Annotated in this window: 23 protein-coding genes; 13 read left to right on the forward strand and 10 right to left on the reverse strand. The window is 65.1% G+C overall.

The features are described from left to right. Nucleotides 1-52: 52 nt before the first annotated feature. From F9K07_RS03270 to tcuB, 5 genes are all read left to right on the forward strand, one after another. Complete coding sequence (locus F9K07_RS03270; protein ID WP_159589348.1) at nt 53-1,045, forward strand: hypothetical protein; 993 nt, start codon at nt 53-55, stop codon at nt 1,043-1,045. Between the two features lie 354 nt (nt 1,046-1,399). Continuing rightward, nucleotides 1,400-2,233: a hypothetical protein gene (locus F9K07_RS03275; protein ID WP_159589350.1), complete on the forward strand. Its 834-nt coding sequence runs from the start codon at nt 1,400-1,402 to the stop codon at nt 2,231-2,233. A gap of 90 nt (nt 2,234-2,323) precedes the next feature. Beyond that, the gene (locus F9K07_RS03280) at nt 2,324-3,280 is read left to right on the forward strand and encodes a LysR family transcriptional regulator (protein ID WP_159589352.1); all 957 of its coding nucleotides are present in this window, start codon (nt 2,324-2,326) and stop codon (nt 3,278-3,280) included. A gap of 96 nt (nt 3,281-3,376) precedes the next feature. Then, nucleotides 3,377-4,822, forward strand: a complete 1,446-nt coding sequence (gene tcuA, locus F9K07_RS03285) for an FAD-dependent tricarballylate dehydrogenase TcuA (protein ID WP_159589354.1) — start codon at nt 3,377-3,379, stop codon at nt 4,820-4,822. Beyond that, complete coding sequence (tcuB, locus tag F9K07_RS03290; RefSeq protein WP_159589356.1) at nt 4,809-5,981, forward strand: tricarballylate utilization 4Fe-4S protein TcuB; 1,173 nt, start codon at nt 4,809-4,811, stop codon at nt 5,979-5,981. Before tcuA ends, tcuB begins: the two co-directional genes overlap by 14 nt. A 90-nt stretch (nt 5,982-6,071) precedes the next feature. Here the strand turns inward: tcuB and F9K07_RS03295 are convergent, their stop codons facing one another. Continuing rightward, nucleotides 6,072-6,980: a phosphoribosylaminoimidazolesuccinocarboxamide synthase gene (locus F9K07_RS03295; protein WP_159589358.1), complete on the reverse strand. Its 909-nt coding sequence runs from the start codon at nt 6,978-6,980 to the stop codon at nt 6,072-6,074. Nucleotides 6,981-7,125: 145 nt separating this feature from the next. Next, complete coding sequence (gene fba / locus F9K07_RS03300) at nt 7,126-8,190, reverse strand: class II fructose-bisphosphate aldolase (protein ID WP_159589360.1); 1,065 nt, start codon at nt 8,188-8,190, stop codon at nt 7,126-7,128. Nucleotides 8,191-8,332: 142 nt separating this feature from the next. Here fba and F9K07_RS03305 point away from each other — a divergent pair, with 142 nt between their 5' ends. Together F9K07_RS03305 and F9K07_RS03310 are read left to right on the forward strand one after the other, a co-directional pair. After that, nucleotides 8,333-8,947 (forward strand): phosphatase PAP2 family protein, encoded by a 615-nt coding sequence (locus F9K07_RS03305; protein WP_159589362.1) that lies wholly within the window; start codon nt 8,333-8,335, stop codon nt 8,945-8,947. Nucleotides 8,948-8,964: 17 nt separating this feature from the next. After that, the gene (locus F9K07_RS03310) at nt 8,965-9,729 is read left to right on the forward strand and encodes a DUF481 domain-containing protein (RefSeq protein WP_159589364.1); all 765 of its coding nucleotides are present in this window, start codon (nt 8,965-8,967) and stop codon (nt 9,727-9,729) included. Nucleotides 9,730-9,864: 135 nt separating this feature from the next. On the opposite strand, the gene pyk is transcribed toward F9K07_RS03310, so the two are convergent. The 6 genes from pyk to F9K07_RS03340 form a co-directional block, all read right to left on the reverse strand. Then, nucleotides 9,865-11,301, reverse strand: coding sequence for a pyruvate kinase (pyk, locus tag F9K07_RS03315; RefSeq protein WP_159589366.1), 1,437 nt, complete (start codon nt 11,299-11,301; stop codon nt 9,865-9,867). A gap of 86 nt (nt 11,302-11,387) precedes the next feature. Further along, the gene (locus F9K07_RS03320) at nt 11,388-12,728 is read right to left on the reverse strand and encodes a sensor histidine kinase (protein WP_159589368.1); all 1,341 of its coding nucleotides are present in this window, start codon (nt 12,726-12,728) and stop codon (nt 11,388-11,390) included. Further along, entirely contained in the window at nt 12,725-14,110 is a 1,386-nt protein-coding gene (locus F9K07_RS03325) for a CHASE3 domain-containing protein (protein WP_159589370.1), read from the reverse strand. The genes F9K07_RS03320 and F9K07_RS03325 overlap by 4 nt, the downstream gene beginning before the upstream one ends. Before the next feature lie 18 nt (nt 14,111-14,128). Further along, nucleotides 14,129-14,530 carry a response regulator gene (locus F9K07_RS03330; RefSeq protein ID WP_159589372.1) on the reverse strand — a complete coding sequence of 134 codons (402 nt, stop codon included), beginning with the start codon at nt 14,528-14,530 and terminating at the stop codon, nt 14,129-14,131. A 136-nt stretch (nt 14,531-14,666) separates the two neighbouring features. After that, complete coding sequence (locus F9K07_RS03335) at nt 14,667-14,978, reverse strand: BON domain-containing protein (RefSeq protein WP_159589374.1); 312 nt, start codon at nt 14,976-14,978, stop codon at nt 14,667-14,669. Nucleotides 14,979-15,127: 149 nt separating this feature from the next. Further along, nucleotides 15,128-15,373: a CsbD family protein gene (locus F9K07_RS03340; RefSeq protein ID WP_159589376.1), complete on the reverse strand. Its 246-nt coding sequence runs from the start codon at nt 15,371-15,373 to the stop codon at nt 15,128-15,130. Between the two features lie 249 nt (nt 15,374-15,622). Between F9K07_RS03340 and F9K07_RS03345 the strand changes: the two genes are divergently transcribed. Continuing rightward, a complete protein-coding gene (locus F9K07_RS03345; protein ID WP_159589378.1) occupies nt 15,623-16,255 on the forward strand; it encodes a response regulator in 633 nt (210 codons plus the stop codon). A 154-nt stretch (nt 16,256-16,409) separates the two neighbouring features. After that, nucleotides 16,410-16,574 (forward strand): DUF1328 domain-containing protein, encoded by a 165-nt coding sequence (locus F9K07_RS03350; RefSeq protein WP_159589380.1) that lies wholly within the window; start codon nt 16,410-16,412, stop codon nt 16,572-16,574. On the opposite strand, the gene F9K07_RS03355 is transcribed toward F9K07_RS03350, so the two are convergent. Beyond that, nucleotides 16,558-17,763, reverse strand: coding sequence for an MFS transporter (locus tag F9K07_RS03355; RefSeq protein ID WP_159589382.1), 1,206 nt, complete (start codon nt 17,761-17,763; stop codon nt 16,558-16,560). The two genes, F9K07_RS03350 and F9K07_RS03355, sit on opposite strands and share 17 nt — an antisense overlap. A gap of 2 nt (nt 17,764-17,765) precedes the next feature. After that, entirely contained in the window at nt 17,766-18,497 is a 732-nt protein-coding gene (locus F9K07_RS03360) for a helix-turn-helix domain-containing protein (protein ID WP_159589384.1), read from the reverse strand. Nucleotides 18,498-18,674: 177 nt separating this feature from the next. On the opposite strand from F9K07_RS03360, the gene F9K07_RS03365 reads away from it, so the two are divergent. The 4 genes from F9K07_RS03365 (at nt 18,675) to F9K07_RS03380 (ending at nt 22,588) form a co-directional block, all read left to right on the forward strand. Next, the gene (locus F9K07_RS03365) at nt 18,675-20,633 is read left to right on the forward strand and encodes an MFS transporter (protein ID WP_159589386.1); all 1,959 of its coding nucleotides are present in this window, start codon (nt 18,675-18,677) and stop codon (nt 20,631-20,633) included. 140 nt (nt 20,634-20,773) lie between these two features. Continuing rightward, nucleotides 20,774-21,286, forward strand: coding sequence for a YiaA/YiaB family inner membrane protein (locus tag F9K07_RS03370; protein ID WP_159589388.1), 513 nt, complete (start codon nt 20,774-20,776; stop codon nt 21,284-21,286). A 34-nt stretch (nt 21,287-21,320) separates the two neighbouring features. Continuing rightward, nucleotides 21,321-21,788, forward strand: coding sequence for a hypothetical protein (locus F9K07_RS03375; RefSeq protein ID WP_159589390.1), 468 nt, complete (start codon nt 21,321-21,323; stop codon nt 21,786-21,788). Next, nucleotides 21,785-22,588, forward strand: a complete 804-nt coding sequence (locus F9K07_RS03380) for a DUF2145 domain-containing protein (protein ID WP_201451508.1) — start codon at nt 21,785-21,787, stop codon at nt 22,586-22,588. The genes F9K07_RS03375 and F9K07_RS03380 overlap by 4 nt, the downstream gene beginning before the upstream one ends. Nucleotides 22,589-22,604: the final 16 nt, after the last annotated feature.

Raw genomic sequence — 22,604 nt, forward strand, 5'->3', positions numbered from 1 at the left:
TGGGGGGTATGGGTCACGCAGGGCATTTGACCCAACCAGCAGGAGCATTTTTGTGAAACCTACCGACAATTCGAGCTGGGGCGTGCCTGCCTTTCCCAAGGGGAAAAACGATCCGGCAAAGGCAAAAGGCACGACGCCGGCGCAAACGCGGCTGATCGGCTGGATGCGTCAACTGGAGCGGTTCGCTCTGGATGACGCTGCGGCGGCGGAGAAACTGATGACGCATGTGGCGCATGGTCAGGCGTTGGCCGGTGTGGATCAATACACCACCGCCACGGTGATCGCTGCGGGTGTGTTCAATGACTTGATACAACACGAAGCCTACGACCTGTTCGTGGAGGTGTTCACGGCCTGCAACAAGATCCTGAAGGCGCATGCCGAGGCCGACGGCAAACCCTTCAAGGCCACCTTGGTTTTGAAGCTACCGCTCGATTGGAAACCGAGCAAGCCTGAAGAGATGAGAGCGGCATTCCTGCGGCTTGAGGTGCAACGGGTGGGAATGGTCGGGGAATGGGAATACAGGACACCGGCATGGGAAATTTCAGTCGGCGCTTGCCAATGCCTGGCCACCTTGTTGGGCAACCCGAGCTGCCAGGAAGTCGCCATTGATGGGGTGGTTCGCGATGCTGCGGTGGTGCTGGAGGCCTTGAAGACCAGTCAAGTCAACTCGTTGGACCTCCCGTGGCGTGGAAGCAGTTACATACACCATGACCTTGACCTTGACAGTGAGAAGGCCTTGGCCCCGGTGGTGATCGACGAAGCGATGTGTCTTCGCTGGAAGCGCCTGTCAATCGAACAGCCCCGTGTCTTGATCCATTCGAGCCAGGCGATGACGCCCGAGGCCCGATGGCCAGAACTTCAATCGCTCAGCGCGCCGCTCTTGCGTGGCCCCAGTTACGTTCCGGCCTTCCTGAAAATCGCTGCCCGTTCCCCCATCTCACCAGCGTCTCACTGCCTCACTGCGTGGATCTGGGTTTGGAGAAACTCAAGAGCATCTTCCTGGGGCAGGCCGGATCGGAAGAGCAGCTCGCATTGGAAGGGCTGACCGCATTGAAGTCGCTGAGGCAACTTGACATCCTGGGGTCGGATGAAAAGGCCGCTCTTCATGTCCACGGTATTCCGGCGGTGTTTGAATATCTGGCAGCCTGTGCTTCTCTGACGCATTTCTCGTGGCATTTTGGTTTCGAACAGAATAGGCCTAAATCGATAAATAAACTTTCCGCGAGGACCAGCGGCCAAAGCGTTCGCTATTTTCTGGCAGCCTCCCAACTCTCGCGGCAAGGTGCGCCATGGGGTTTTCAACTTGAAGAGCGTGATGACCCTGACTTCGACGCCGCTTTGAAAACACATGCGGACACATTGCATGTGCAGGTGGAGCAAGCTTTGCACAAAAAACGCGATGTCCGAACTGTCATTGGATCTCGCGTATTTCATGGCGACCGCGGGCAGGTCCCCCGTTCCAGAGAATCCCGACCTGACGCCCTACACGGACGTTGCAAACACAATGACCCGCGATCTGGCGGAGCAGGGGGCACTGCGCAAGCTGGTGCAGCTGTCGCGGGTGGCGAAATCGGTGAACAGGAGCCGGGACAAGCGCCACGATGACGTGAAGCCGTATGTGCAGATGCACAACAAAGTCGCATCCCGAATGGACTTGCCGGATGCCCCCCTGCCCATCAACGCCATGGACGAGAACGGCGCGAACAAGGCCCTGGCGCTGGCGGTGCGGGAAAACAACCCTTCGCGCCTGCGCCTTTTGTTCGCCCAAGGTGCGATCGACCCTGGTGGAAAGGTGGAGCGAACGATCCCCCCGGGGAGCTTGCGGGACGCGTTCATTGCCGCCCGAAAGGCGGGCATGAACGAGTGGCAGCGCCGGGCGCGCCTGCCCGTGAACCGGGTAGATGTCCGTGGTGCCAAGATTCTCTTGCCGACAGCCGTGCGATCCAAGGACCCCGACCAAGTGCTGCGTGCCAGGGCCTTGGGCGCCATCGACCACGGCAACCTCGTGCTCAAAGGGGTTCCCAAGGACGACCAAGAAATGCGTGCCGCTGTCAAGAAGGTGGCTGTGCTGCCGACGACCACGACCGATGCCACCACCACGGCAACAACGACCCGCACAGCGACCACCACCACAACCCAATCCACGACGACCACGACCACCACTGGCACCTCACAACCGCGAGCGCTCATGACCCGAAGGGCGCGTGCCCCGAACAACCCCAATGACGGATAGCCGCGTTCGGGGGGGGGCGTGGCGCCGGCCTTCCTGTGCGATCATCCGGCCCATCACGGACCGTGATGGGAATCACCGGAGAACACCGCCTTGGAATTGCGACAACTGCGCACCTTCGTGCGTGTCGTGGAGCTGGGCTCCATGGGCCGCGCCGCACTCGACCTGGACATGGTGCAGTCGGCCTTGAGCCAGCAGATCAGTCGGCTCGAGAGCGAGTTGAGCACGCGGCTGCTGCAGCGCACGCCGCGTGGCGTCGTGCCGACCGAGGCCGGTGCCGCTTTCTACCGCGAAGCCCAGCTCACCCTGCGCCACGCCGCGCAGGCGGTGCGCGCGGCGCAGCAGGCGCGCCTCTCGGGCACCGTGAGCGTGGGCCTGGCGCCCACGACCTCGGCCATGCTGGGCCTGCCCTTGATGCAGGCCATGCGCGAGCGCTACCCGGACGTGCGCCTGCACATGGTGGAGAGCATGTCGGGCCACTTGGCCAGCATGCTCAACGCGCGCGAGCTCGACCTGGCGGTGCTGTTCGACGGCCAGTCCAACCCCGACGCCTCGGGCAGCCGGCTCTGGCAGGTGCAGCCGCTGTTCTCCGAAGACCTGTTTCTCATCGCCCCGCGCAAGGCCGGCCAGCCGCGTCCGGCGGCCATGACACTGGCCGAACTGGGCGACGAGCCGCTGATCCTGCCCACCGGCGCGCACGGCCTGCGCAGCGCGCTCGACGCCGCCTTCGCCCGCGCCCGGCTGGTGCCGCGCGTGGTGCTGGAGGTGGACTCGCTGTCCATGCTGATGGCGGCGGTGGACGCCGGCCTGGGCGTGACCCTGCAGCCCCACGCGGCGGTGGGCCGTTTTCCCGACGCCGCGCAGCGTTTTGAGCTGGTGCACATCGACGACCCGCAGGTCGGGCGCGCCAACCTGCTGTGCAGCCTGTCGGACGACGAACTCTCGCCCGCCGCGCTGGCCACGCGCATCGTCGTGCGCGACACCGTCCAGGCCCTCCTGGCGCAACGGCGCTGGCCCGGAACGCGCACCATGGGGCATCACGAATCGTGATGACCCCATGCGCGGGCCGGCCTTCACCGCCGGCCCGTCTTTTCCTACAGTGACGCCCAAGGCTGCGGTCCCACGCCGTGGCGCAAGGAGCGTTTTTTGGAACCCGACGTGTTGGTGATTGGGGGCGGCAATGCCGCCCTGTGTGCGGCGTTGATGGCACGAGAGGCTGGCGCCAGCGTGCTGCTGCTCGAATCCGCGCCGCGCGAATGGCGCGGCGGCAATTCCGGCCATACCCGCAACCTGCGCTGCATGCACGATGCACCGCAAGACGTGCTGATCGAGGCCTACCCCGAAGAAGAGTTCTGGCAGGACTTGCTCAAGGTCACGGGCGGCCAGACCAACGAACACCTGGCGCGTTTGGTCATCCGCGCCTCGTCGACCTGCCGCGACTGGATGCGCCAGCACGGTGTGCACTTCCAGCCGCCGCTCTCGGGTGCGTTGCACGTGGCGCGCACCAACGCCTTCTTCATGGGCGGCGGCAAGGCGCTGGTGAACGCGTACTTCCGCAGTGCCGAAAAGCTGGGCGTGCAGATCCGCTACGAGACGCCGGTGGTGCGCATCGAGATGCAGGGCGGCCGCTTTGTCGCCGCGCACACGCAAGGCGGTGAGCGCATCACCGCCAAGGCCTGCGTGCTGGCGGCCGGTGGCTTCGAGTCCAACCGCGAGTGGTTGCGCGAAGCCTGGGGCCAGAACGAGCGTGGTGAATGGCCGGCCGACAACTTCCTCATCCGGGGCACGGCCTTCAACAAGGGTGTTCTGCTCAAACACATGCTGGAAGACCACCAGGTCGACCGCATCGGCGACCCGACGCAGGCGCACATGGTGGCCATCGATGCGCGCGCGCCGCTGTACGACGGCGGCATCTGCACCCGCATCGACTGCGTCTCGCTCGGTGTGGTGGTCAACAGCGAAGCGCGCCGCTTCTACGACGAGGGCGAGGACTTCTGGCCCAAGCGCTACGCCATCTGGGGCCGCCTGGTGGCCCAGCAACCGAAGCAGATCGCCTACTCCATCATCGACAGCAAGGCCATCGGCCGCTTCATGCCGCCCGTGTTCCCGGGCGTGAAGGCCGACACCTTGCCCGACCTCGCGCGCCAGATCGGCCTGGACGTGGACACCTTCATGCAGACCTTGAACGATTACAACGCCGCCTGCCGCGTGGGCAGCTTCGACCACACCGCGCTCGACGACTGCCACACCGAAGGCGTGACCCCGGCCAAGACGCACTGGGCCCGCCCGATCGATACCGGACCGTTCTACGCCTACGCTGTGCGCCCGGGCATCACCTTCACCTACCTCGGCCTGCACACCGACGACACCGCGGCCGTGCGCTTCAACGACCAACCCAGCGACAACCTCTTCGTGGCCGGCGAAATGATGGCCGGCAACGTGCTCGGCAAGGGCTACACCGCGGGCGTGGGCATGTCCATCGGCACCGCCTTCGGCCGCATCGCCGGCGTGAATGCCGCCAAAGCGTCGCGGGGCGAGAAGGCCGCCCAGGGCGAGCAGGCCGTGAAAGGAGCGCCACATGCAGTCGCTTGAAATCCTCGCGCGCGATGCCCGCGCCCTGGCGCAGGGCGAGGTCGTGCTCAGCGCGCCCGAGTCCGAAGTGGCGCGCCAGATGCAGATATGCAACGCCTGCCGTTACTGCGAAGGCTTCTGCGCGGTGTTCCCGGCCATGACGCGCCGGCTCGAATTCGGCAAGGCCGACATCCACTTCCTGGCCAACCTGTGCCACAACTGCGGCGCCTGCCTGCACGCCTGCCAGTACGCGCCGCCGCACGAGTTCGCGGTGAACGTGCCCAAGGCCATGGCCGAGGTGCGCGGCCAGACCTACGCCGACTACGCCTGGCCGCCCGCGCTGGGCAAGCTCTACCAGCGCAACGGCCTCACGCTGAGCGTGGCGCTCGCTGTCGCCCTGGCCTTGTTTCTGTTGATGGCCGTGGCGCTCAAGGGCAACCTGTGGCCCACCGACCTGGGCAACAACTTCTACAACCTGTTCCCGCACAACCTGCTGGTGAGCATGTTCGCGCCGGTGTTCCTGTTCGTGGTGTTCGCGCTCGGCATGGGCGTGACGCGCTTCTGGCGCGACGTGTCGCCCGCCACCAGCGGCGCGCCGCTGAACCTGCCGGCCACGGTGGAGGCCACGGGCAATGTGCTGCAGCTGAAGTACCTCGACGGCGGCCACGGCGACGGCTGCCACAACGAGGACGACGCCTACACGCTCTCGCGCCGGCGCTTCCACCACTTCACCTTCTATGGATTCCTGCTGTGCTTTGCCGCCACCAGCGTGGCCACGGTCTACCACTACGTGTTCGGCTGGGTCGCACCCTACGAACTGCCCAGCCTGCCCAAGCTGCTCGGGGTGGTGGGCGGGGTGAGCCTGCTCATCGGCACCGCGGGCCTCTGGCGCCTGAACCGCCGGCGCGATCCGCAGCACGGCGACCTGAAGCAAAAGCCCATGGACCTCGGGTTCATCGCCCTGCTGTTCCTCACCAGCGCCACCGGGCTGGGGCTGTGGCTGGGCCGTGGCACACCGGCGCTGGCCATCCTGCTGTGCCTGCACTTGGGTGCGGTGATGGCCCTGTTCGCCACGCTGCCCTACGGCAAGTTCGCGCACGGCGTGTTCCGCACGGCCTCCTTGCTGCGGCATGCGGTGGAGAAACGCCGGCCCAACCCGATCGGGCTGGGCTCTGATTAGGGTACTCCCCCCTGCGCCGCTGACGCGACTTCCCCCCTTCTGGCGCGCCTTCGGCGCTGGGAGGGAGGACGACAGCTCGCTCGCCGACGATCAGCCCATCAACCGCGTCAGCGCCTCCTGGTACTTCGCAGCCGTCTTTTCGATCACCTCGCGCGGCAGGCGCGGTGCGGGCGGCGTCTTGTCCCAGGGTTTGCCGCTCACCTGGGCGGTTTCCAGCCAGTCGCGCAGGAATTGCTTGTCGTAGCTGGGCGGGTTCTCGCCCACCACGTAGCTCTCGGCAGGCCAGTAGCGCGAGCTGTCGGGCGTGAGCACCTCGTCCATCAGCACCAGCTTGCCGGCCTTGTCCAGGCCGAATTCGAACTTGGTGTCCGCGATGATGATGCCCTTCTTGAGCGCGATCGCCGCTGCGGCCTTGTAGAGCGCGATGGACACGTCGCGGATCTGCGCGGCCAGCTCGGAACCGATCATCTCCACCGTGCGCTCGAAGGTGATGTTCTCGTCGTGTTCGCCCATGGCCGCCTTGGCCGCTGGCGTGTAGATCGGTTCGGGCAACTGCGAGGCGTTCTGCAAGCCTTCGGGCAGCCTCACGCCGCAGACCGAGCGGCTCTCCTGGTATTCCTTCCAGCCGCTGCCGGCCAGATAGCCGCGCACCACCGCTTCCACGGGAATCGGTCTCAAGCGCTGCACCAGCATCGAGCGGCCCTTCACCTGCGGCACCTCGGCGGCGGATACCACGCTCTCGGGTGCGTCGCCGGTGAGGTGGATGGGGCAGATGTTCAAGCCCTTGGGGCCGAGCTGGTCGAACCAGAACAGCGATAGCCTGGTCAGCAGCTCGCCCTTGCCAGGGATGGGCTCGCCCATGATCACGTCGAACGCGCTGATGCGGTCGCTCGCTACCATGAGAATGCGGTCGTCGCCCACGGCGTAGTTGTCGCGCACCTTGCCACGTGCCAGCAGGGGCAGCGAGGTCAGGGCCGAGGTGTGCAAAGCAGAGGTCATGGATGGATCGAAGAAAAGCGGGACAAGAAAAAAGCCCGTTGAACAGCCAACGGGCTTTGAACCATTCCGGGGGATTATCGCAAGTTGAGAGCGGGCCGGGCCGAAAGTTGACGACCCGGGTGCACCGCTCCCCAACGCAAGCCGATCAGTGCACGATTTGCGCCAGCTCGCCCTTGGCGTACTTGGCCGCCACGACCTGCAGGCTCTCGCCCTTGATCTTGCTGCCCTGGCCTTCGCAACCGAACTCCAGGTAGCGCGCCTTGCAGACCTGCTTGGCGGCTTCGCGCGCGGGCTTGAGCCATTCGCGGGCGTCGAACTTGTCCGGGTTCTCTGCCAGGAACTTGCGCACCGCGCCGGTCATGGCCAGGCGGATGTCGGTGTCGATGTTGATCTTGCGCACGCCGTGCTTGATGGCTTCCTGGATTTCCTTGACCGGCACGCCGTAGGTCTCCTTCATCTTGCCGCCGTACTGGTTGATGATCGCCAGCAGCTCAGGCGGCACGGAGGAGGAGCCATGCATCACCAGGTGGGTGTTGGGAATGCGCTTGTGGATTTCCTTGACGCGGCTGATGGCCAGGATGTCGCCGGTGGGTGGGCGGCTGAACTTGTAGGCGCCGTGGCTGGTGCCGATGGCGATGGCCAGAGCGTCGAGCTGGGTGGCTTTCACGAACTGCGCGGCCTCTTCGGGGTCGGTCAGCATCTGGCTGTGGTCCAGCTTGCCTTCGGCGCCGATGCCGTCTTCTTCGCCGGCTTCACCGGTTTCCAGGTTGCCCAGGCAGCCCAGTTCGCCTTCGACGGTGACGCCGACCTTGTGCGCCATCTCGACCACCTTGCGGGTCACGTCGGTGTTGTACTCGAACGAAGCCGGGGTCTTGCCGTCTTCCATCAGCGAGCCGTCCATCATGACCGAGCCAAAGCCCAGGTTGATCGCGCCTTCGCAGACCTTGGGCGAGGTGCCGTGGTCCTGGTGCATCACCAGCGGGATGTGCGGGTAGCTCTCCATCGCGGCCTGGATCAGGTGCTTGATGAAGGGTTCGCCAGCGTATTTGCGGGCGCCGGCGCTGGCTTGCAGGATCACCGGCGCGCCGACTTCGTCGGCCGCGGCCATGACGGCCTGCACTTGTTCGAGGTTGTTGACGTTGAATGCCGGAATGCCGTAGCCGTTGGCGGCGGCGTGGTCGAGCAGTTCGCGCATGGAAACGAGCGCCATGAAGATCCCCTTATCAGTTGGTAACCGTGGTGTAACCCGGCATTTTAGCTTTCGACCTTCCCGCAGAAAGTAACGGCCGTGTGTCATTTCATACTGCCTTCATGTACGCGGGTCAGACTGGGCCGAACCTTCCGATGCCACGATGACCCACCTCGACACATTGCTCTTTCTCTGGATCAACGCCACGCCCGACACTTCGGCCTGGTTGCTGGCGCTGGCGCGTTGGGCGTCCACCGGTCTTCCCACCCTGGCCATCCTGGCCCTTGCTCCCCTTGTCCTTTTCGGGCCCGCTGCGCGCCACCAGGTCTTGGGTGTTTTCCTGTCCATGGTGCTGGCCTGGCTGGCGGTGCGGGGCATCCGGGAAACGGTGCATGTGGCTCGGCCGTTCGAGCTGGGACTCGGATGGCAGGGGCTGGCGCACGCGGCCACCGCCGGCTTTCCGAGTTTCCATGCGGCGGTGGCGGGCGCCTGGGCGATGGGGCTGGCTCTGCTGGCGCCACGCCGTGGGCGGAGGTGGCTCCTGGTCGCCGGCGGGGTGGCGCTGGTGGTGGCCTGGAGCCGGGTGTTCCTGGGCCTGCACTTTGTCTCCGATGTGCTGGTGGGGGGCTTGTTGGGTGGGGCAAGCGCCATGACCGTCCGCCAGGGTATGGCTTGGGCGGCCGTGTCTTGGCGGCGCTTCGATACCAATCGTCACAAAACCAGGGGAACTGCGGCGGCGTCGGAGGGAGTCCTTCAAGGGGAAACGCTTAACCCCTGACAAGAAAGGAATCCTCCATGTCGCGCCGCGCATTGGCCTTGACCCTCTCCACCGCCGCACTGCTCGCGCCCACGGTGTCGCACGCACAGGTCACCCTCAAGCCCGACGGGAAGTGGCGCTACCTGTTGAGCGCCGGCGCCAACATTTCCTCCGGCAACAACGACGCGGCCTCATTGAATCTCTCGGCCGAAGGCGCGCGACAGACCGATGACAACAAGTGGGTCTGGGCCGCCAAGGCCGATCGCGCCCGCAGCAACGACGTGGACACCATCGAGCGCTATGGGCTGCGCACCCAGTACAACCGCGACTTCTCGGTCGACTGGTTCGGCTTCGGATCCGGCGAATGGATGCGCGACCGGCTGGCCAACATCGCCAACCGCAGTTCGGTGGCCAGCGGCGTGGGCCGCCATGTGTGGCGCGACGAGGACGGGTTCTTCGATGTGTCGGGCGGTCTGGGCTATACCTACGACCGCTACTTCACGCCCACGGAGGTGTCGGGTGCCACGCGGGATCGGTATGGACGGCTCGAGTTGGTGCTGGCCGAAGAGTCCAGCCACAAGCTGACCGAGACCACCCAGTTCCGCCAGAAGTTCTCGCTCTACCCCAATCTGCGCGATTCGGGCAAATACCGCGCGGTGCTCGATACCGGGCTGACGGTGGCCATGACCCAGACCATCAACCTGTCGGCGGGGCTGAGCTACCGCTACGACAGCGACCCGGGCGGCAACTTGAAAAAGGGCGACGCGATGTTCGTCACCGGCGTGTCGATGCGGATCGACTGAACATTGGGATCGCGCTGCGCAATCCATTCGGAGTGCGTGCCTCAAGACCAGGGCTCCCGAGGATCCGGCTCTGCCGGTCCCAGGGTGCGCCCCCCTCTGAGGGGGGACGCGCGCAGCGCGGCGGGGGGAGCTTTCTTACTGCGCTTTGCAGATCTTCAGCGTGTTGGTGCCACCGGCCTGGCCCATGGGCTCGCCGACGGTGATCGCATACACGTCGCCCGTCCGCACGATGCCGCGCTTCTGCAGGTGTGTCTCGGCGTCGGCCAAGGCATTGTCGCGGTCGGTGTTGTTGTCCATCAGCAGCGGGCGCACGTTGCGGTAGAGCGTCATGCGGCGCTGGGTCGAGAGGTTCGGCGTCATGGCGTAGATCGGCATGCGCACGTTGTGCCGGCTCATCCACAGCGCGGTGGAGCCCGAGTCGGTCAGGGCCACGATGGCCTTGGCGCCCAGGTGGTGGGCGGTGAACAGGGCGCCCATGGCAATGGATTGGTCGATGCGCTTGAAGGTCTTGCCCTGGAAGTCGGCGCTCAGCTCGCGGTACTCGGCCTTTTCTGCTTCGGAGCAGATGTTGGCCATTTCCATCACGGTTTCCAGCGGAAATTTGCCGGCGGCGGTTTCGGCGCTGAGCATCACCGCGTCGGTGCCGTCGAGCACGGCGTTGGCGACGTCACTCACCTCGGCACGCGTGGGCACCGGGTTGACGATCATCGATTCCATCATCTGCGTGGCGGTGATCACCACCTTGTCCATCTCGCGCGCGAGCCGGATCATGTGCTTCTGCAAGCCGGGCACGGCCGCGTTGCCCACTTCCACCGCCAGGTCACCCCGCGCGACCATGATGCCGTCGGACACCTTGAGGATGGCAGCCAGTTCAGGAATGGCCTCGGCGCGCTCGATCTTGGCGATCAGCCCCGGCTTGTGGCCGGTGGCCGCGCCCGCGACGTTGCAGAGCTGGCGTGCCAGCTCCATGTCGGTGGCGTTTTTCGGGAAGCTCACCGCCACGTAGTCGGCCTTGAGGCCCATCGCGGTTTTGATGTCGTCCATGTCCTTGGCCGTCAGCGCCGGCGCGGTGAGCCCGCCGCCCTGTTTGTTGATGCCCTTGTTGTTGGACAGCTCGCCGCCGAGCTTGACGGTGGTGTGCACCGCCGGGCCGGCCACCTTGTTGACGGTGAGCACGATCAGCCCGTCGTTGAGCAGCAGCGTGTCGCCGGCCTTCACGTCGCGTGGCAGCTCCTTGTAGTCCAGGCCCACGCCTTCGATGTCCCCTGGCTCGGTGCGCGAGGCATCGAGCACGAAGGCCTGCCCGGGCTCCAGCACCACCTTGCCTTGCGCGAACTTGCCGACGCGGATCTTCGGTCCCTGCAGGTCGGCCATGATGCCCACCTCGCGGCCCGCGCGTTGCGCCGCGGCCCGCACCAGCTCGGCCCGGTCAATGTGGTCTTGCGCGATGCCGTGCGAGAAGTTGAGCCGCACCACATTGACGCCGGCGCGGATCATGCGTTCGAGCAGGTCGGGGTCGCTGGACGCGGGGCCGAGAGTGGCAACGATCTTGGTGGCGCGCGTGATCTTCATTTGGGAACTGTCTCCAGAAAGGCCGGGGTGGCCGGATGTAATTTGGTTTCAATTATCTGTGAAACCAGTTACAGCTCGGTTACAGCTCAGGCCGGCGCCACCGTGCGCATGGGCAGCTCGGCGACCACGTGGGTGCCCAGGCCGGGCGCGCTGATGATGTCGAGCTTGCCCGCATGCGACTCGACCCGCACCCGCATGCCCAGCAAGCCATGGTGACCGGCGGGCACGGTCTCGGTGTCGAAGCCTCGGCCGTCGTCGCGCACCGACACGCGCACCCAGGGGCTGGTTTGCGCCAGCTCCACCCAGACCTGGCGTGCCTGGGCGTACTTGCTCACGTTGGTCAGCGACTCCTGCACCAGCCGGTAGGCGGTGAGTTCGGCGTCCTTGGTCAGTTCCACCGGCGAGAGTTGCATGTGTACCGGGATGCCCAGTCCGCCCGCAGCGTTCTGGCACAGCATTTCCAGCGCGGGAATGAGGCCCAGTTGATCGAGCGACGAGGGTCGCAGGTGTTCGATGATGCGCCGCTTGACGGCAATGCCTTCGTTGAGCCGTTGTTCGATGCCGGCGATGCGCTCGAGCGCCGCATCGGGTACTTCGGTGACACGGCGCAAGCGGGCGATCTCCAGTTTCATGGCAGTGAACAGGCCGCCCAGTTCGTCGTGAAGCTCGCGTGCCACGCGGCTGCGTTCGTCCTCGCGTGCGCTCACGTGGTGTCCGGCCAGATTGCGCAGGGCGGTGGTGCGCAGGGTCACCTGGGCCGAGAGGCGCTCGTGCTCCTGTGCCTCGCGGCGGTCGCTTTCGCGCAACTGCCGCATGAACAGGGCCAATGCCAGCACCGCCAACACCACCAGACCATGCAAGGCCAGGCGGTTGATCAGCATGGCATCGAAGAGCGAGACCCGGGTGCTTTTCTGAATCGCCTCGCCGCGCTTGAGCACGGTTTCAAATTCGGTGCGCAGGGCGGCATACCGTTGACGACTCTGATGGGCGCTCGCCTGGGTTTGGGCCTGTGCCTTGCGCCCTTGGGCCGCCGCGCGCACCCACTCGTCCAGTGTGGCGACGTGCGCATCCAGTTGCTCGTTCAATCCACTCAGCGAAAAGGTCCGGCCGGGATCGAGGACCTCCACCAGTTTGACCACCCCTTGGCGAACGGCTTGCATGTCCGCAACCGCCTCCCGGTAGGTCGCCAGGTCGTCCGGGTGGCCACTGGCGATGTACGCGCGAGCGGCAGCCTCCGCATCGGTGAGGCTTTGCAGGGTCCGGGAGGCCTCAAGACGCGCGTCGGAGAGTGCGACGCCTTGTTCCAATGTGGTGCGCGAGTGCTGATAGGTGCTTTCCGTGATGGCGATGATGGCGATGGCCAAGGTCACGATGATGGGCATCACGTAGCGCGTTCGAGCGACCCGTTCGATGGACGACTTGATCATGGCGTGGTGTCGGTGTGTCCTTCGTTGAGTTCTGGAGTGGGCAGGCGGACCTGCACATGAGTGCCTTCGCCCGGCGCCGAGCGAACGGTGAAGCTGCCGCCGCGCGATTCGATGCGGTGGCGCAGGCTTTTCAATCCTTGGGCCGAGGTCGATCCGCTGGGCCCCGCGAAACCTTGACCATTGTCGGCCAAGGTGAGAACGACTTGGGGGCCATCGGTCACGAGCGAGAGTGTGACGCGGGAAGCATGGGCATGCCGTTCGATATTGGACAACACGCCTTGTACCACCGAGAACAGTGCCTGCCGTGTCGCGGTGTCGGCGACGACCGCTTGCAAGTCCAGCTCGACGGGCACACCCGTGAGCTCCTGGAACACGCGCACCCGATCTTCGATCGCGGGCTGCAGTCCGAGGTTGTGCAGGGCCCCGGGCACCAGTCCTTCCATCAAACCCCGCTTTACATCGATACCCTGGTCCAGCGTGGCGTTCAGGTGCTTCAGCCGCATCGTCACTTCATCGCTGGGCGTGGGCATGGCATGGCGCAGGCGCATGAGGTCCAGTTTGGCGGTGGTGAGCAGTGCGCCCAGTTCGTCGTGCATCGCACGCGCCAGGCCGCTGCGCTCCCCATCGCGCAACTCCTGCAAACTCAGGTTGAGCTGCGCGAGTTCGGCGGTGCGCAGCCGAACCTGGTGTTCGAGGGAGTCGCGCTCGGCCTGCAACTGCTGCGCGTGCGCCTGGCGACTCGCCCGCAGGGCGGCGTTCTTACTCAGAAAAAAGAGGTAGGCCAACAAGCTCAAAACGGTCAGCGCGTGCACGCTGACCCGACCCATGTCGAGCGTGCGGTAGATGCCCGCGCGCTCGATCGCCACGCGCCGGTCTTCCGTGACCAACAGCACGTCGGCGATGCGGCGGGCATTTTCCATCTTTTCGCGGCCGATATCGGTCAGCAAGATGCCCTGCCAGGCGTCTTGTGCCCCCTGGTCGTACAGCGAAATGGTGGCCTCCACCTCGGAGGTCTTTTGCAGCACCTGCTCTTCGAGTGCGTCGACCAGACGCAACATGGCGGGGTCGTTCCGAAGGTGTTCGCGCAACCGGATGATGGCGTGCGCCATGTCGGTTTCCGCCGCGTTGTAGGGTTCCAGGTATTGCGAGCGGCCGGTGAGCAGGTAGCCACGCTGGGCGGTCTCGACATCGAGCAGGCGGCGCATGACCGTCTGCACTGCCGTGCGCGCATTGTCGCGCGCCCCCAGACTGAACATGGAGTCGCGCGCGCGATGGTAAATCCATTCCGAACCTGCAAAGACCGCCAACGCCAGTGCCGCTGCCAGCGCCATTGCCAGTGACCTGCGCCACGGGGCAAAGCGCCAAGGGAGGGCGATGGGCATCTCGTGTGTCGCAGGGGCTTACTGAAGACCAGCGGGCGAGGTGGCCGTGCCGTCGGAGATGCGGGAGCAATACGTGATCAGGTCTTCGAGTTCGCTCGACTTGTCGAACACCCGATCGGCCCCGAGTGCTGCGCAGCGCTGCCGAATGTCGGCGGTGGCGTAGTTGGTGAGCACCACGCGGCGCATGGGAAGGTGCGTGGTCTGTGCTGCTTTCAGCACGCCCAGACCCGAGCCAGAGGTCAGAAAGATGTCGATGATCATCAAATCGCAACTACCGCCGCCCTGGAGCCATTGCACCGCAGCGGCTTCGTCCCGGGCGTGCCCGACCATCTCTACATTGGCCAGCTCTTCCAGCGTGGACACCAGGTTCTCGTAGATCACCTTGTTGTCCTCGACGATGAAAGTTCTGAGAGGAGACATTTGGGCGCAGGGCATGGGCTTTGACGGAAGCGGAGCGCGCTCGCCGACTGGGTCGGGCATGCGCGCTTCCATTGTGCCGTTGTCGCTGGGCATTGTGATGTAGGCCATGTCCTACACCCGTGTCGTCCTGTGGCCCTTATCGAACGACGATGTCGTTGCGAACGGACTTCACGCCGTCGACGTTGCGCGCCAAGCGTTCGGCACCGCTGCGCTCGGCTTCGGATTTGGCAAAGCCCGAGAGCTGGACCGTGCCTTTGAGGGTCTCGACGTTGATGGACGTTGCGGCAACCGTTGGGTCCTTCGCAAAGGCCGCTTTCACGCGCGTGGTCACCGTGGCATCGTCGACATACGAGCCAACGGTCTGTTGGTCGCGGGCGACCGCACAGCCGGTCACTTGAACAACGGCGAGCGCCGCGGCGGCGGCGAGAACAACATGGGTCAGTTTCATAGCGATCTCCTCAGGTCAAATATGCATGTGTGTATGGGGCTGCCAGCGAGAAAGGCCTCGCAGTCGAGTCCGGCTTCGCGCGGCAGAGGGGCGTGGTGGTCTTTTTGAAACTTGCGAGAAATCGGCTTGCGCCTGTGGATGGCTGAACGTCAGTGCGAACTCGGAGGATTGCGCGGCGCATCGTCCAGCCAGGTGTCGCCCAGACGGCGCTCCCAGTCGGCCACTTGACGCTCAGCCTCGTCCTTTGCAATGCCGTAGCGTTCCTGGATCTTCCCGGACAGTTGCTCGCGGCGGCCCGCGACAACGTCAAGGTCGTCGTTGGTGAGCTTGCCCCACTGTTCGACCACCTTCCCCTTGGCCTGTTTCCAGTTGCCTTCGATGCGATCCCAGTTCATATATGTGACTCCTTGAATGGTTGGGGGTTGAAGCAGTCCTTCGGGGCTGCGCGGCTTGAACGCGGATGGCGTTGGGCCGTGGAGTCACTGTAAGAAAGGAAGAAGGCATGGGATGTCGGGCGGGTCGCCACCTCTGTGTAGGACAGAGCCGATGCGAGGGCAGGGTTGTAGGAGCTGTCTGACGGTTGGCGCGAAGCAGGCCTGTTACATTGCTTGCGCATACCAGCACCCCTATTCGAGAAAGACACCATGATCAAGGTAGGCATCGTCGACGACCACGCCATCGTGCGGTCCGGCTTGCGCCAGTTTCTCGGCGAACACGTGGACCTGAAGGTGACAGGGGAAGCCAACAACGGCCGCGAGGCGCTCGAACTCGCACGCGGTGGCGAGGTCGACGTGCTGTTGATGGACATCTCGATGCCGGACCAAGGTGGCGTGGACGCGTTGCAGGCCATCCGGGCCCGCTTTCCCGAGCTGCCCGTGCTCATCCTCAGCGGATTTCCGGAAGCCCAGTACGCCACCACGCTGCTGCGCAACGGCGCGAGTGGCTATCTCAACAAGGAATGTGAACCCGAAGACATCGTCAACGCCATACGCACGGTCGCGCGCGGGCGGCGCTACATCAGCCCGGCAGTGGCCGAGCTGCTGGCCGACAACGCGGCCGGCGATGCCGACCGCCCCCCGCACGAGTTGTTGTCCGAGCGCGAGTTGCAGGTGTTCTTGCGTCTGGCCAAGGGCGAGACCATCGGCAACATGGCCGAGGCGATGTTCTTGAGTGTCAAGACGGTGAGCACCTACCGTACCCGCGTGCTGGAAAAACTCAAGCTCACGAGCAACAGCGAACTCACCTACTACGCCTTGAAGAACGGGCTCATTCAGTAGGCCTTGCGTGAGCCTGTCGGTGATTTCCTACTCGATGCCGGCATGGGCGCTTGCAGCGGCAAGACGCATCCATTTTTAAAGTGAAGCCATCACAACGGTGGGCGTTGTGAACGCACCAAGGGTCGGCTTGCCGGCCTTGTCACAGGAGCCGAACATGCTTCACTATGCCGTGGTTTTTTTCGTGATCGCGCTGATTGCGGCCCTATTGGGTTTTGGCGGCATTGCCGCCAGCGCAGCCGGGATTGCGCAAATCTTGTTTGTGGTATTTCTCGTGCTGGCCGTCGCATCGGCCATCTTCGGGTTCATCCGCAGACGTTAGAGGAGCCGCCGGCTTCGGCCTTCCACAGCGGCCACAACGCCCACAGGCCCAGAGCAGGGCCGACGGCCAACCAGGGCAGCAACAGGTTCAGTGCGGTGTGCTCCGCGAATGACACGAACAGCAGAATGCTGGCGATCGAAATGGCGAAGCCGATGCTGTTGGTGAGGGTTAGCACACTGCCCACTGCCTCGGGTGGGGCGTTGCGCGCGGTGAGGGCGGAGAACTGCGGCGAATCGCCGGCCACCGTGATGCCCCAGAGCAGCAACCAGCCGTAAAACACCACATCGGGCGCGGCGAGCGTCCACGGCGTTGCCAGGCAGCACAGGCCACTGATGGCAAGTTGCACGCCCGCCACGCGGGCGCTGCCCCAGCGCTGCGCCACCCAGCCCCCAGCGGCACAGCCGATCGCCCCCGCACCGAGCACGAAGAAAGCCGTCCAAGACAGCGAGGCGCCTTGCATCCGGGTGGCCAGTACCAGGGGCACCATCACCCACATGGTGTAGAGCTCCCACATGTGGCCGAAATAGCCCAGCACCGAGCTGCGCACCCGTGCATCGGTCCACAGCGTGGCCAGGGCGCGCCATTGCAATACCGCCACGCGGGCTTGCGCGCCGGGCGGGTCGGCGGTGCAGAAGAACAGCAGGAGGCCGCCGCTCGCCGCCAGGGCCGCCACGCCCAGCATGAGCGTGGGCCAGGGCAACGCGCCGCCCAGTGCACGCAGCGCGTGAGGGCTGGCCGAGCCCAGCACGAGTGCGCCCAGCAGCAGGCCGAGCGCGCCGCCCAGTCCACGCGCGTACCACTGCGCGGCGATCTTCATGCCCACCGGGTAGATGCCCGCCAGAAAGAACCCTGTGGCAAAACGCCAGACGAGCAACGCCGAATAATCGCGCACCGTCCACCAGGCGCCCACGGTGCAGGCAGCCCCCGCGAGCGCGCACACCAGGAACACACGGCGCGGCGCAAAGCGGTCGGCGATGGCCAGCAGGGCGAACACCAGCGTGCCCAGGATGAAGCCGAATTGCAGCGACGACGTGAGCGTGCCCACCGCGCCGGTGGCCCAGCCCAGCTCGCGCTGCAAGTCGGGCATGACCGCGTTGACCGCGAACCACAACGAAGTGCCCAGGAATTGCGCCAGCACCAATACCGGCAGGACATGGCGTGGGACGGGGGTGCTGTGCGCCGTGGCCATGGTCAGCGCCGCAATCGCGCGAACGCCTCGAATTCCCAACTGCGCATGGCCAGCACCAGCGTGTAGCCCTCACGGTCCTTCTCGTGCAGCTTCTGGTCGGTCTGATGCTGCTGGGCGAAGTCCTGTGCCACGCGCTGCAGCCGTTCCAGAAAACCCGGCGCGAGCGTGCGGCTGACCGAGCCGTGTACCAGCATCACGCCCTCGCCCGTGCCGTCGAAACCGCCCGCGAAATAGTCGAGCAGGGCGTGTTCGCGGAAGTAGTTCATCACCGGCCCGTGCGGGCGCCAGCGGAAGGTCTTGGCCAACTTGAGGCGGTAGCGGTTGAGCGGCCGCAGGTCGATGATGCCGATGCGGTCGAGCTGCACCAGGTACTTCACGCACTCCGCTTCGGTCAAGCGGTACCGCGCCGTCATCTGCTCCAGCGTCCACTGGCTGAGCACGCAGATGGCGACGAGCAGCAGTTTTTTGTCCGCCACCACCGCCCGTTCCTGCTCCTGCGTCATCTCGCGCAAGAGCGGCTGCGCGTCGGCCACGCGGCGTGCGAGTTCGGCGAAGTCCAGCTTGAGCGCACGGCAAATTTCGTCGACGCGTCCGAGCGACATCTCTCCGCTGGCCAGCATGCGCTTGACGCTGGATTCGGCCATGCCGATGGCCAGGGCCAGATCGGCGTACGTCATCTGCGCCGCTTTGAGTTCCTTTTTCAGCGCGGAGACGAGGTCGGCGGTGGTGCTCATGGGCTTGAAGTATCGGAAGGCGGTACTGGCGGGTGGGAATGCTGCGACTGTATCGGAGTGCAATGCCGCGCAGGGCGTCGCTCGCGCAGACTGCGCCGCACCCAGGCCATGCGGCAGAATGCGCGAGCCGCAGGCCGATGGCAACCACACGACAACAGCACATCTGGAGGAGCCCGCATGAGCAACACCACCGCCACCCCATCCGCAGTGGCCCATTCACCCGCTGCTGCTGCCCACGAAGGCGGGCAATTTGCCTTGCTGGGTCAGCGCCGTTTCGCGCCCTTCTTCTGGACGCAGTTTCTGGGCGCGGCCAACGACAACCTGTTCAAGTTCGCTTTCACGGTGATGGTGACCTACCAGCTGCAGGTGGCGTGGCTGCCGCCGGCACTGGCCGGGCTGGTCATTGGCGCGCTGTTCATCCTGCCGTTTCTGCTGTTCTCCGCCACCAGTGGCCAACTCGCGGACAAGTACGACAAGAAGACCTTGATCGTGTTCGTGAAGCGCTTGGAGGTGCTCATCATGGCGGTGGCGGCCTGGGCGTTTTTCAGCGCCAGCGTTCCCCTTTTGCTCTTGTGCACCTTCCTCATGGGCCTGCACTCCACCTTGTTCGGTCCGGTGAAGTTCGCCTACCTCCCGCACCACCTGAGCGAGCGCGAGCTGACTGGTGGCAACGGCATGGTGGAGATGGGCACCTTCGTCGCCATCCTGCTGGGCAACCTGGCCGGAGGTTTGATCATCGCCATTCCGGAGATCGGCGCGCACCACGTGGGGTTCAGCTGCGTGGCACTGGCTTTGATCGGGCGGCTGACCGCGCAGGCCGTGCCGGTCACGCCCGCCACCGACCCGGGGCTGACCATCAACTGGAACCCCTTCACCGAAACCTGGCGCAACCTCAAGCTCGCGCATGGCAATACGGTGGTGTTCCGCTCGGTCCTGGGCATCAGTTGGATGTGGTTCTTCGGCGCGGTGTTCCTGAGCCAGTTTCCGAGCTTCGCCAAGGAGGTGCTGCACGGCAACGAGCAGGTCGCCTCGTTGTTGCTGATCGTGTTCTCGGTCGGTATCGGCACCGGCTCGCTGTTGTGCGAAGTGCTTTCGCGCCGACACGTGGAAATCGGCCTGGTACCGCTGGGCGCTTTCGGCATGAGCGTGTTTTCCATCGACCTGTACTTCGCCTCGCGGGGCTTGCCCACGGTGGCCGCCCAAGGCGTGGCGCAGTTCGTGGTGGTGCCCGGGCATTGGCGCGTGCTGGTCGACCTGACGCTGCTCAGCCTTTTCGCCGGCCTCTACAGCGTGCCCATGTACGCGCTGATCCAGATGCGCAGCCAGCCCACGCACCGCGCGCGCATCATCGCGGCCAACAACATCCTCAACGCCTTGTTCATGATCGGCAGCGCCGTCATGGCCGGCGCGCTGCTCAAGGCGGGCTTCACGATTCCGCAAATGTTCCTGCTGGTGGGTCTGGCCAACGCGGTGGTGGCGTTCTACATCTTCCTGCTGGTGCCCGAGTACCTCTTGCGCTTCGTGGCCTGGGTGGCCTCGCGCTGCGTCTACCGCTTCAAGGTCACGGGCGACGCGCACATTCCCACCGAAGGCGCGGCGATCATCGTCTGCAACCACGTGAGCTACGTCGATGCGGTGCTGCTCATGGCCGCGAGCCCACGCCCGATGCGCTTCCTGATGGACCACCGCATCTTCAAGGTGCCGGTGCTCGGCTGGCTGTTCAGGCTGGCCAAGGCCATCCCGATCGCACCGCAGAAGGAGGACCCAGTGGCCTATGAGGCGGCGTTCGAAGCGGCCGCCGCTGTGCTGCGCGAGGGTGATCTGCTGGCGATCTTCCCCGAGGGAGGTATCACAACCGATGGCGCTCTGCAGCCTTTCAAAGGCGGCGTGATGAAGATCCTGGAGCGCGCCGAGGCCGATGGCCTCCAGGTGCCGGTGATCCCCATGGCACTCACCCATCTCTGGGGCTCGTTTTTCAGCCGCGTGGAGATGCACAACGGCACCAAGACGGCCATGGTCCGGCCGTTCCGCCGTGGCGTTTTCAACCGTGTCGGACTGAACGTGGGCGAACCCCTCGCGTCGCACGCGGTGACGCCTGAGGGCTTGCACGTCCGCGTGGCGCAGTTGTTGCACTGAAATGCGCGTCGGGTGTCTCCGGTTCTCGGTATCACCATTCGATACCGATCACACGATCGATCGATACACATGCAAACCGACGAGGCCTTGAAGACCTGGTCGAAGCACCATCGCGGCTCCTCAACAACCCCAAGGTTTTTATGGCCTCGAACCGCTCTCCCCTCATCGTGATGCGCGACACCCGCGCCTGGCAGCTCCAGGTCTGGGTCTCGTTCGGCATCGCCGTGTTCCTCTGTGCCACGGGCCTGGCGTACCTGCCCGGCCAGGCGCTGGATCGCGCCTTCATGGTGATGGGCTACGTGTTCTGTCTCTCCACCGTGTTCGTCTTGTCCAAGGCGGTGCGCGATGGACAGAAGGCGTCGCTGAGTGGCGAAGCCGAAACGCCGATGTGGCGCCTGGTCGTGTGGGGAGGTTTTGCTGTCGCCATGGCGTTGACGGGCTGGGGCTTGCTGCGCATGGAGATCAACGACACCTACCGCGCCTATCTGGGTGTGAGCTGGCTCTACCTCGTCACCTCGGCCTTCACCCTGGCCAAGACCCTGCGCGACCGCCACGAAGCCGATCTGGCCGAGGCGCACGTGCGCGGAGAAATGCTCGGCCGTCAGCAGGCCCAGCAGGCCCAGCAGGAACGCGCCGCTGCCCATGCCGAATAAGCCTCCATCCTTTCACCGACAACAGGACACTCTCATGGACAAGACCATTTCAAACCTGATGAAGCTCGCCGCCAGCGTGTGCCTTGCGCTGACCATGGTCAGCACGCCCGCCCGCGCGCAGAGCGAGGCCTCGGTCGCGTTGTCGATGCTGCCTGTCGCCTCGGTGGCCTCGGTCGCCGCCACGGCTTCTGTCGGGGCAGCCGCTGTCAGTACGTTGCCGGTGGCACTGTCCGCCACCAGTGCGGTGCTGGTGGTCAAGACGGTGGAGAGCACCGCGCGCGGCACGGTTTACGTGTTGGAGCGGGCGTCGGACGGCGCGCGAGCCAGCGTGGAAGTGGCGGGGCGCGCCGCTTTGGGCGTGGCGGCGGGTGTGGGCACCGCAGTCACGGTCAGTGTGATCGGCACCGGCGTGCTGCTCTCCGCCGCAGGCGAGGTGCTGGCCTTCATTCCCAACGAGCTGGGCCGTGCACTGTTGCACAACGAACGGGTGACACGCCAATGACCACGACCTTGCTGCGAACCGTGTGCGGCCTTGCCGCCGCTCTGCTGCTCGCCACCACCGCCCATGCGGGCCGCTCCTGCGAACACAAACCCTTGACCGCGCAGGGCATCGAGCAAGGCATGGCCTTGGCGTTGCGAACCTCGCAGGCGTTGGACGCCGAACATGCCCGCAGCGGCGCGCGCGTGGTGGTGCTCGCGCGTGCCGGACAAGACCTGAGCAAATACCAGTTGCGCTATTCGCATCTGGGTTGGGCCTACAAGACCGATGCCGGTCTCTGGCGCGTGCTGCACAAGCTCAACCAGTGCGGCACCGCCACCAGCGACCTGTACCGCCAGGGCCTGGGTGAGTTCTTTCTCGACGACGTGTGGCGCCATGAAGCCGCATGGGTGGTGCCCGCGCCGGCCTTGCAAGCGCCGCTGTGGGTACTGCTCAACGACTCCCGCCGCTCGATCGTGCTGCACGAACGGGCCTACAACCTGGTGAGCTACCCGTGGAGCCAGCGCTACCAGCAGTCCAATCAATGGGCGCTGGAAACGATGTCCATGGCCGTAGAGCCTGGCGTGAGTACGCGGGAACAAGCGCAGGCCTGGCTGCGTTTCAAGGGCTACCAGCCGACCACGCTCACGCTGCGCGCGTTCACGCGGCTGGGCGCGCGGGCCGGCACGGCCAACGTGGCCTTCGACGACCATCCGAACGAGAAGCGCTTTGCCGATCGCATCGAAACCGTCACGGTGGATTCGGTGTTCGAATGGTTCGCGCGCAGCGGTCTGGCGTCTTCGCCTCAGGCGATCGCGCTGTAAAGCAGTTTTATCCTGG

Source organism: Hydrogenophaga sp. BPS33, assembly GCF_009859475.1.
In the GTDB taxonomy this organism is placed as follows: domain Bacteria; phylum Pseudomonadota; class Gammaproteobacteria; order Burkholderiales; family Burkholderiaceae_C; genus Hydrogenophaga.

Excerpts from the sequence above, each read along its gene's own strand:
- F9K07_RS03325 (WP_159589370.1), bottom strand. The coding sequence starts at position 14,110 with ATGCCCATCGCCCTCCCTTGGCGCTTTGCCCCGTGGCGCAGGTCACTG.
- F9K07_RS03365 (WP_159589386.1), top strand. The coding sequence starts at position 18,675 with ATGAGCAACACCACCGCCACCCCATCCGCAGTGGCCCATTCACCCGCT.
- F9K07_RS03335 (WP_159589374.1), bottom strand. The coding sequence starts at position 14,978 with ATGAAACTGACCCATGTTGTTCTCGCCGCCGCCGCGGCGCTCGCCGTT.
- F9K07_RS03330 (WP_159589372.1), bottom strand. The coding sequence starts at position 14,530 with ATGTCTCCTCTCAGAACTTTCATCGTCGAGGACAACAAGGTGATCTAC.
- F9K07_RS03275 (WP_159589350.1), top strand. The coding sequence starts at position 1,400 with ATGTCCGAACTGTCATTGGATCTCGCGTATTTCATGGCGACCGCGGGC.
- F9K07_RS03360 (WP_159589384.1), bottom strand. The coding sequence starts at position 18,497 with ATGAGCACCACCGCCGACCTCGTCTCCGCGCTGAAAAAGGAACTCAAA.
- F9K07_RS03345 (WP_159589378.1), top strand. The coding sequence starts at position 15,623 with ATGATCAAGGTAGGCATCGTCGACGACCACGCCATCGTGCGGTCCGGC.
- F9K07_RS03355 (WP_159589382.1), bottom strand. The coding sequence starts at position 17,763 with ATGGCCACGGCGCACAGCACCCCCGTCCCACGCCATGTCCTGCCGGTA.
- F9K07_RS03305 (WP_159589362.1), top strand. The coding sequence starts at position 8,333 with ATGACCCACCTCGACACATTGCTCTTTCTCTGGATCAACGCCACGCCC.
- F9K07_RS03375 (WP_159589390.1), top strand. The coding sequence starts at position 21,321 with ATGGACAAGACCATTTCAAACCTGATGAAGCTCGCCGCCAGCGTGTGC.
- F9K07_RS03295 (WP_159589358.1), bottom strand. The coding sequence starts at position 6,980 with ATGACCTCTGCTTTGCACACCTCGGCCCTGACCTCGCTGCCCCTGCTG.
- pyk (WP_159589366.1), bottom strand. The coding sequence starts at position 11,301 with ATGAAGATCACGCGCGCCACCAAGATCGTTGCCACTCTCGGCCCCGCG.
- F9K07_RS03370 (WP_159589388.1), top strand. The coding sequence starts at position 20,774 with ATGGCCTCGAACCGCTCTCCCCTCATCGTGATGCGCGACACCCGCGCC.
- tcuB (WP_159589356.1), top strand. The coding sequence starts at position 4,809 with ATGCAGTCGCTTGAAATCCTCGCGCGCGATGCCCGCGCCCTGGCGCAG.
- F9K07_RS03310 (WP_159589364.1), top strand. The coding sequence starts at position 8,965 with ATGTCGCGCCGCGCATTGGCCTTGACCCTCTCCACCGCCGCACTGCTC.
- F9K07_RS03380 (WP_201451508.1), top strand. The coding sequence starts at position 21,785 with ATGACCACGACCTTGCTGCGAACCGTGTGCGGCCTTGCCGCCGCTCTG.
- fba (WP_159589360.1), bottom strand. The coding sequence starts at position 8,190 with ATGGCGCTCGTTTCCATGCGCGAACTGCTCGACCACGCCGCCGCCAAC.
- F9K07_RS03350 (WP_159589380.1), top strand. The coding sequence starts at position 16,410 with ATGCTTCACTATGCCGTGGTTTTTTTCGTGATCGCGCTGATTGCGGCC.
- F9K07_RS03320 (WP_159589368.1), bottom strand. The coding sequence starts at position 12,728 with ATGATCAAGTCGTCCATCGAACGGGTCGCTCGAACGCGCTACGTGATG.
- F9K07_RS03340 (WP_159589376.1), bottom strand. The coding sequence starts at position 15,373 with ATGAACTGGGATCGCATCGAAGGCAACTGGAAACAGGCCAAGGGGAAG.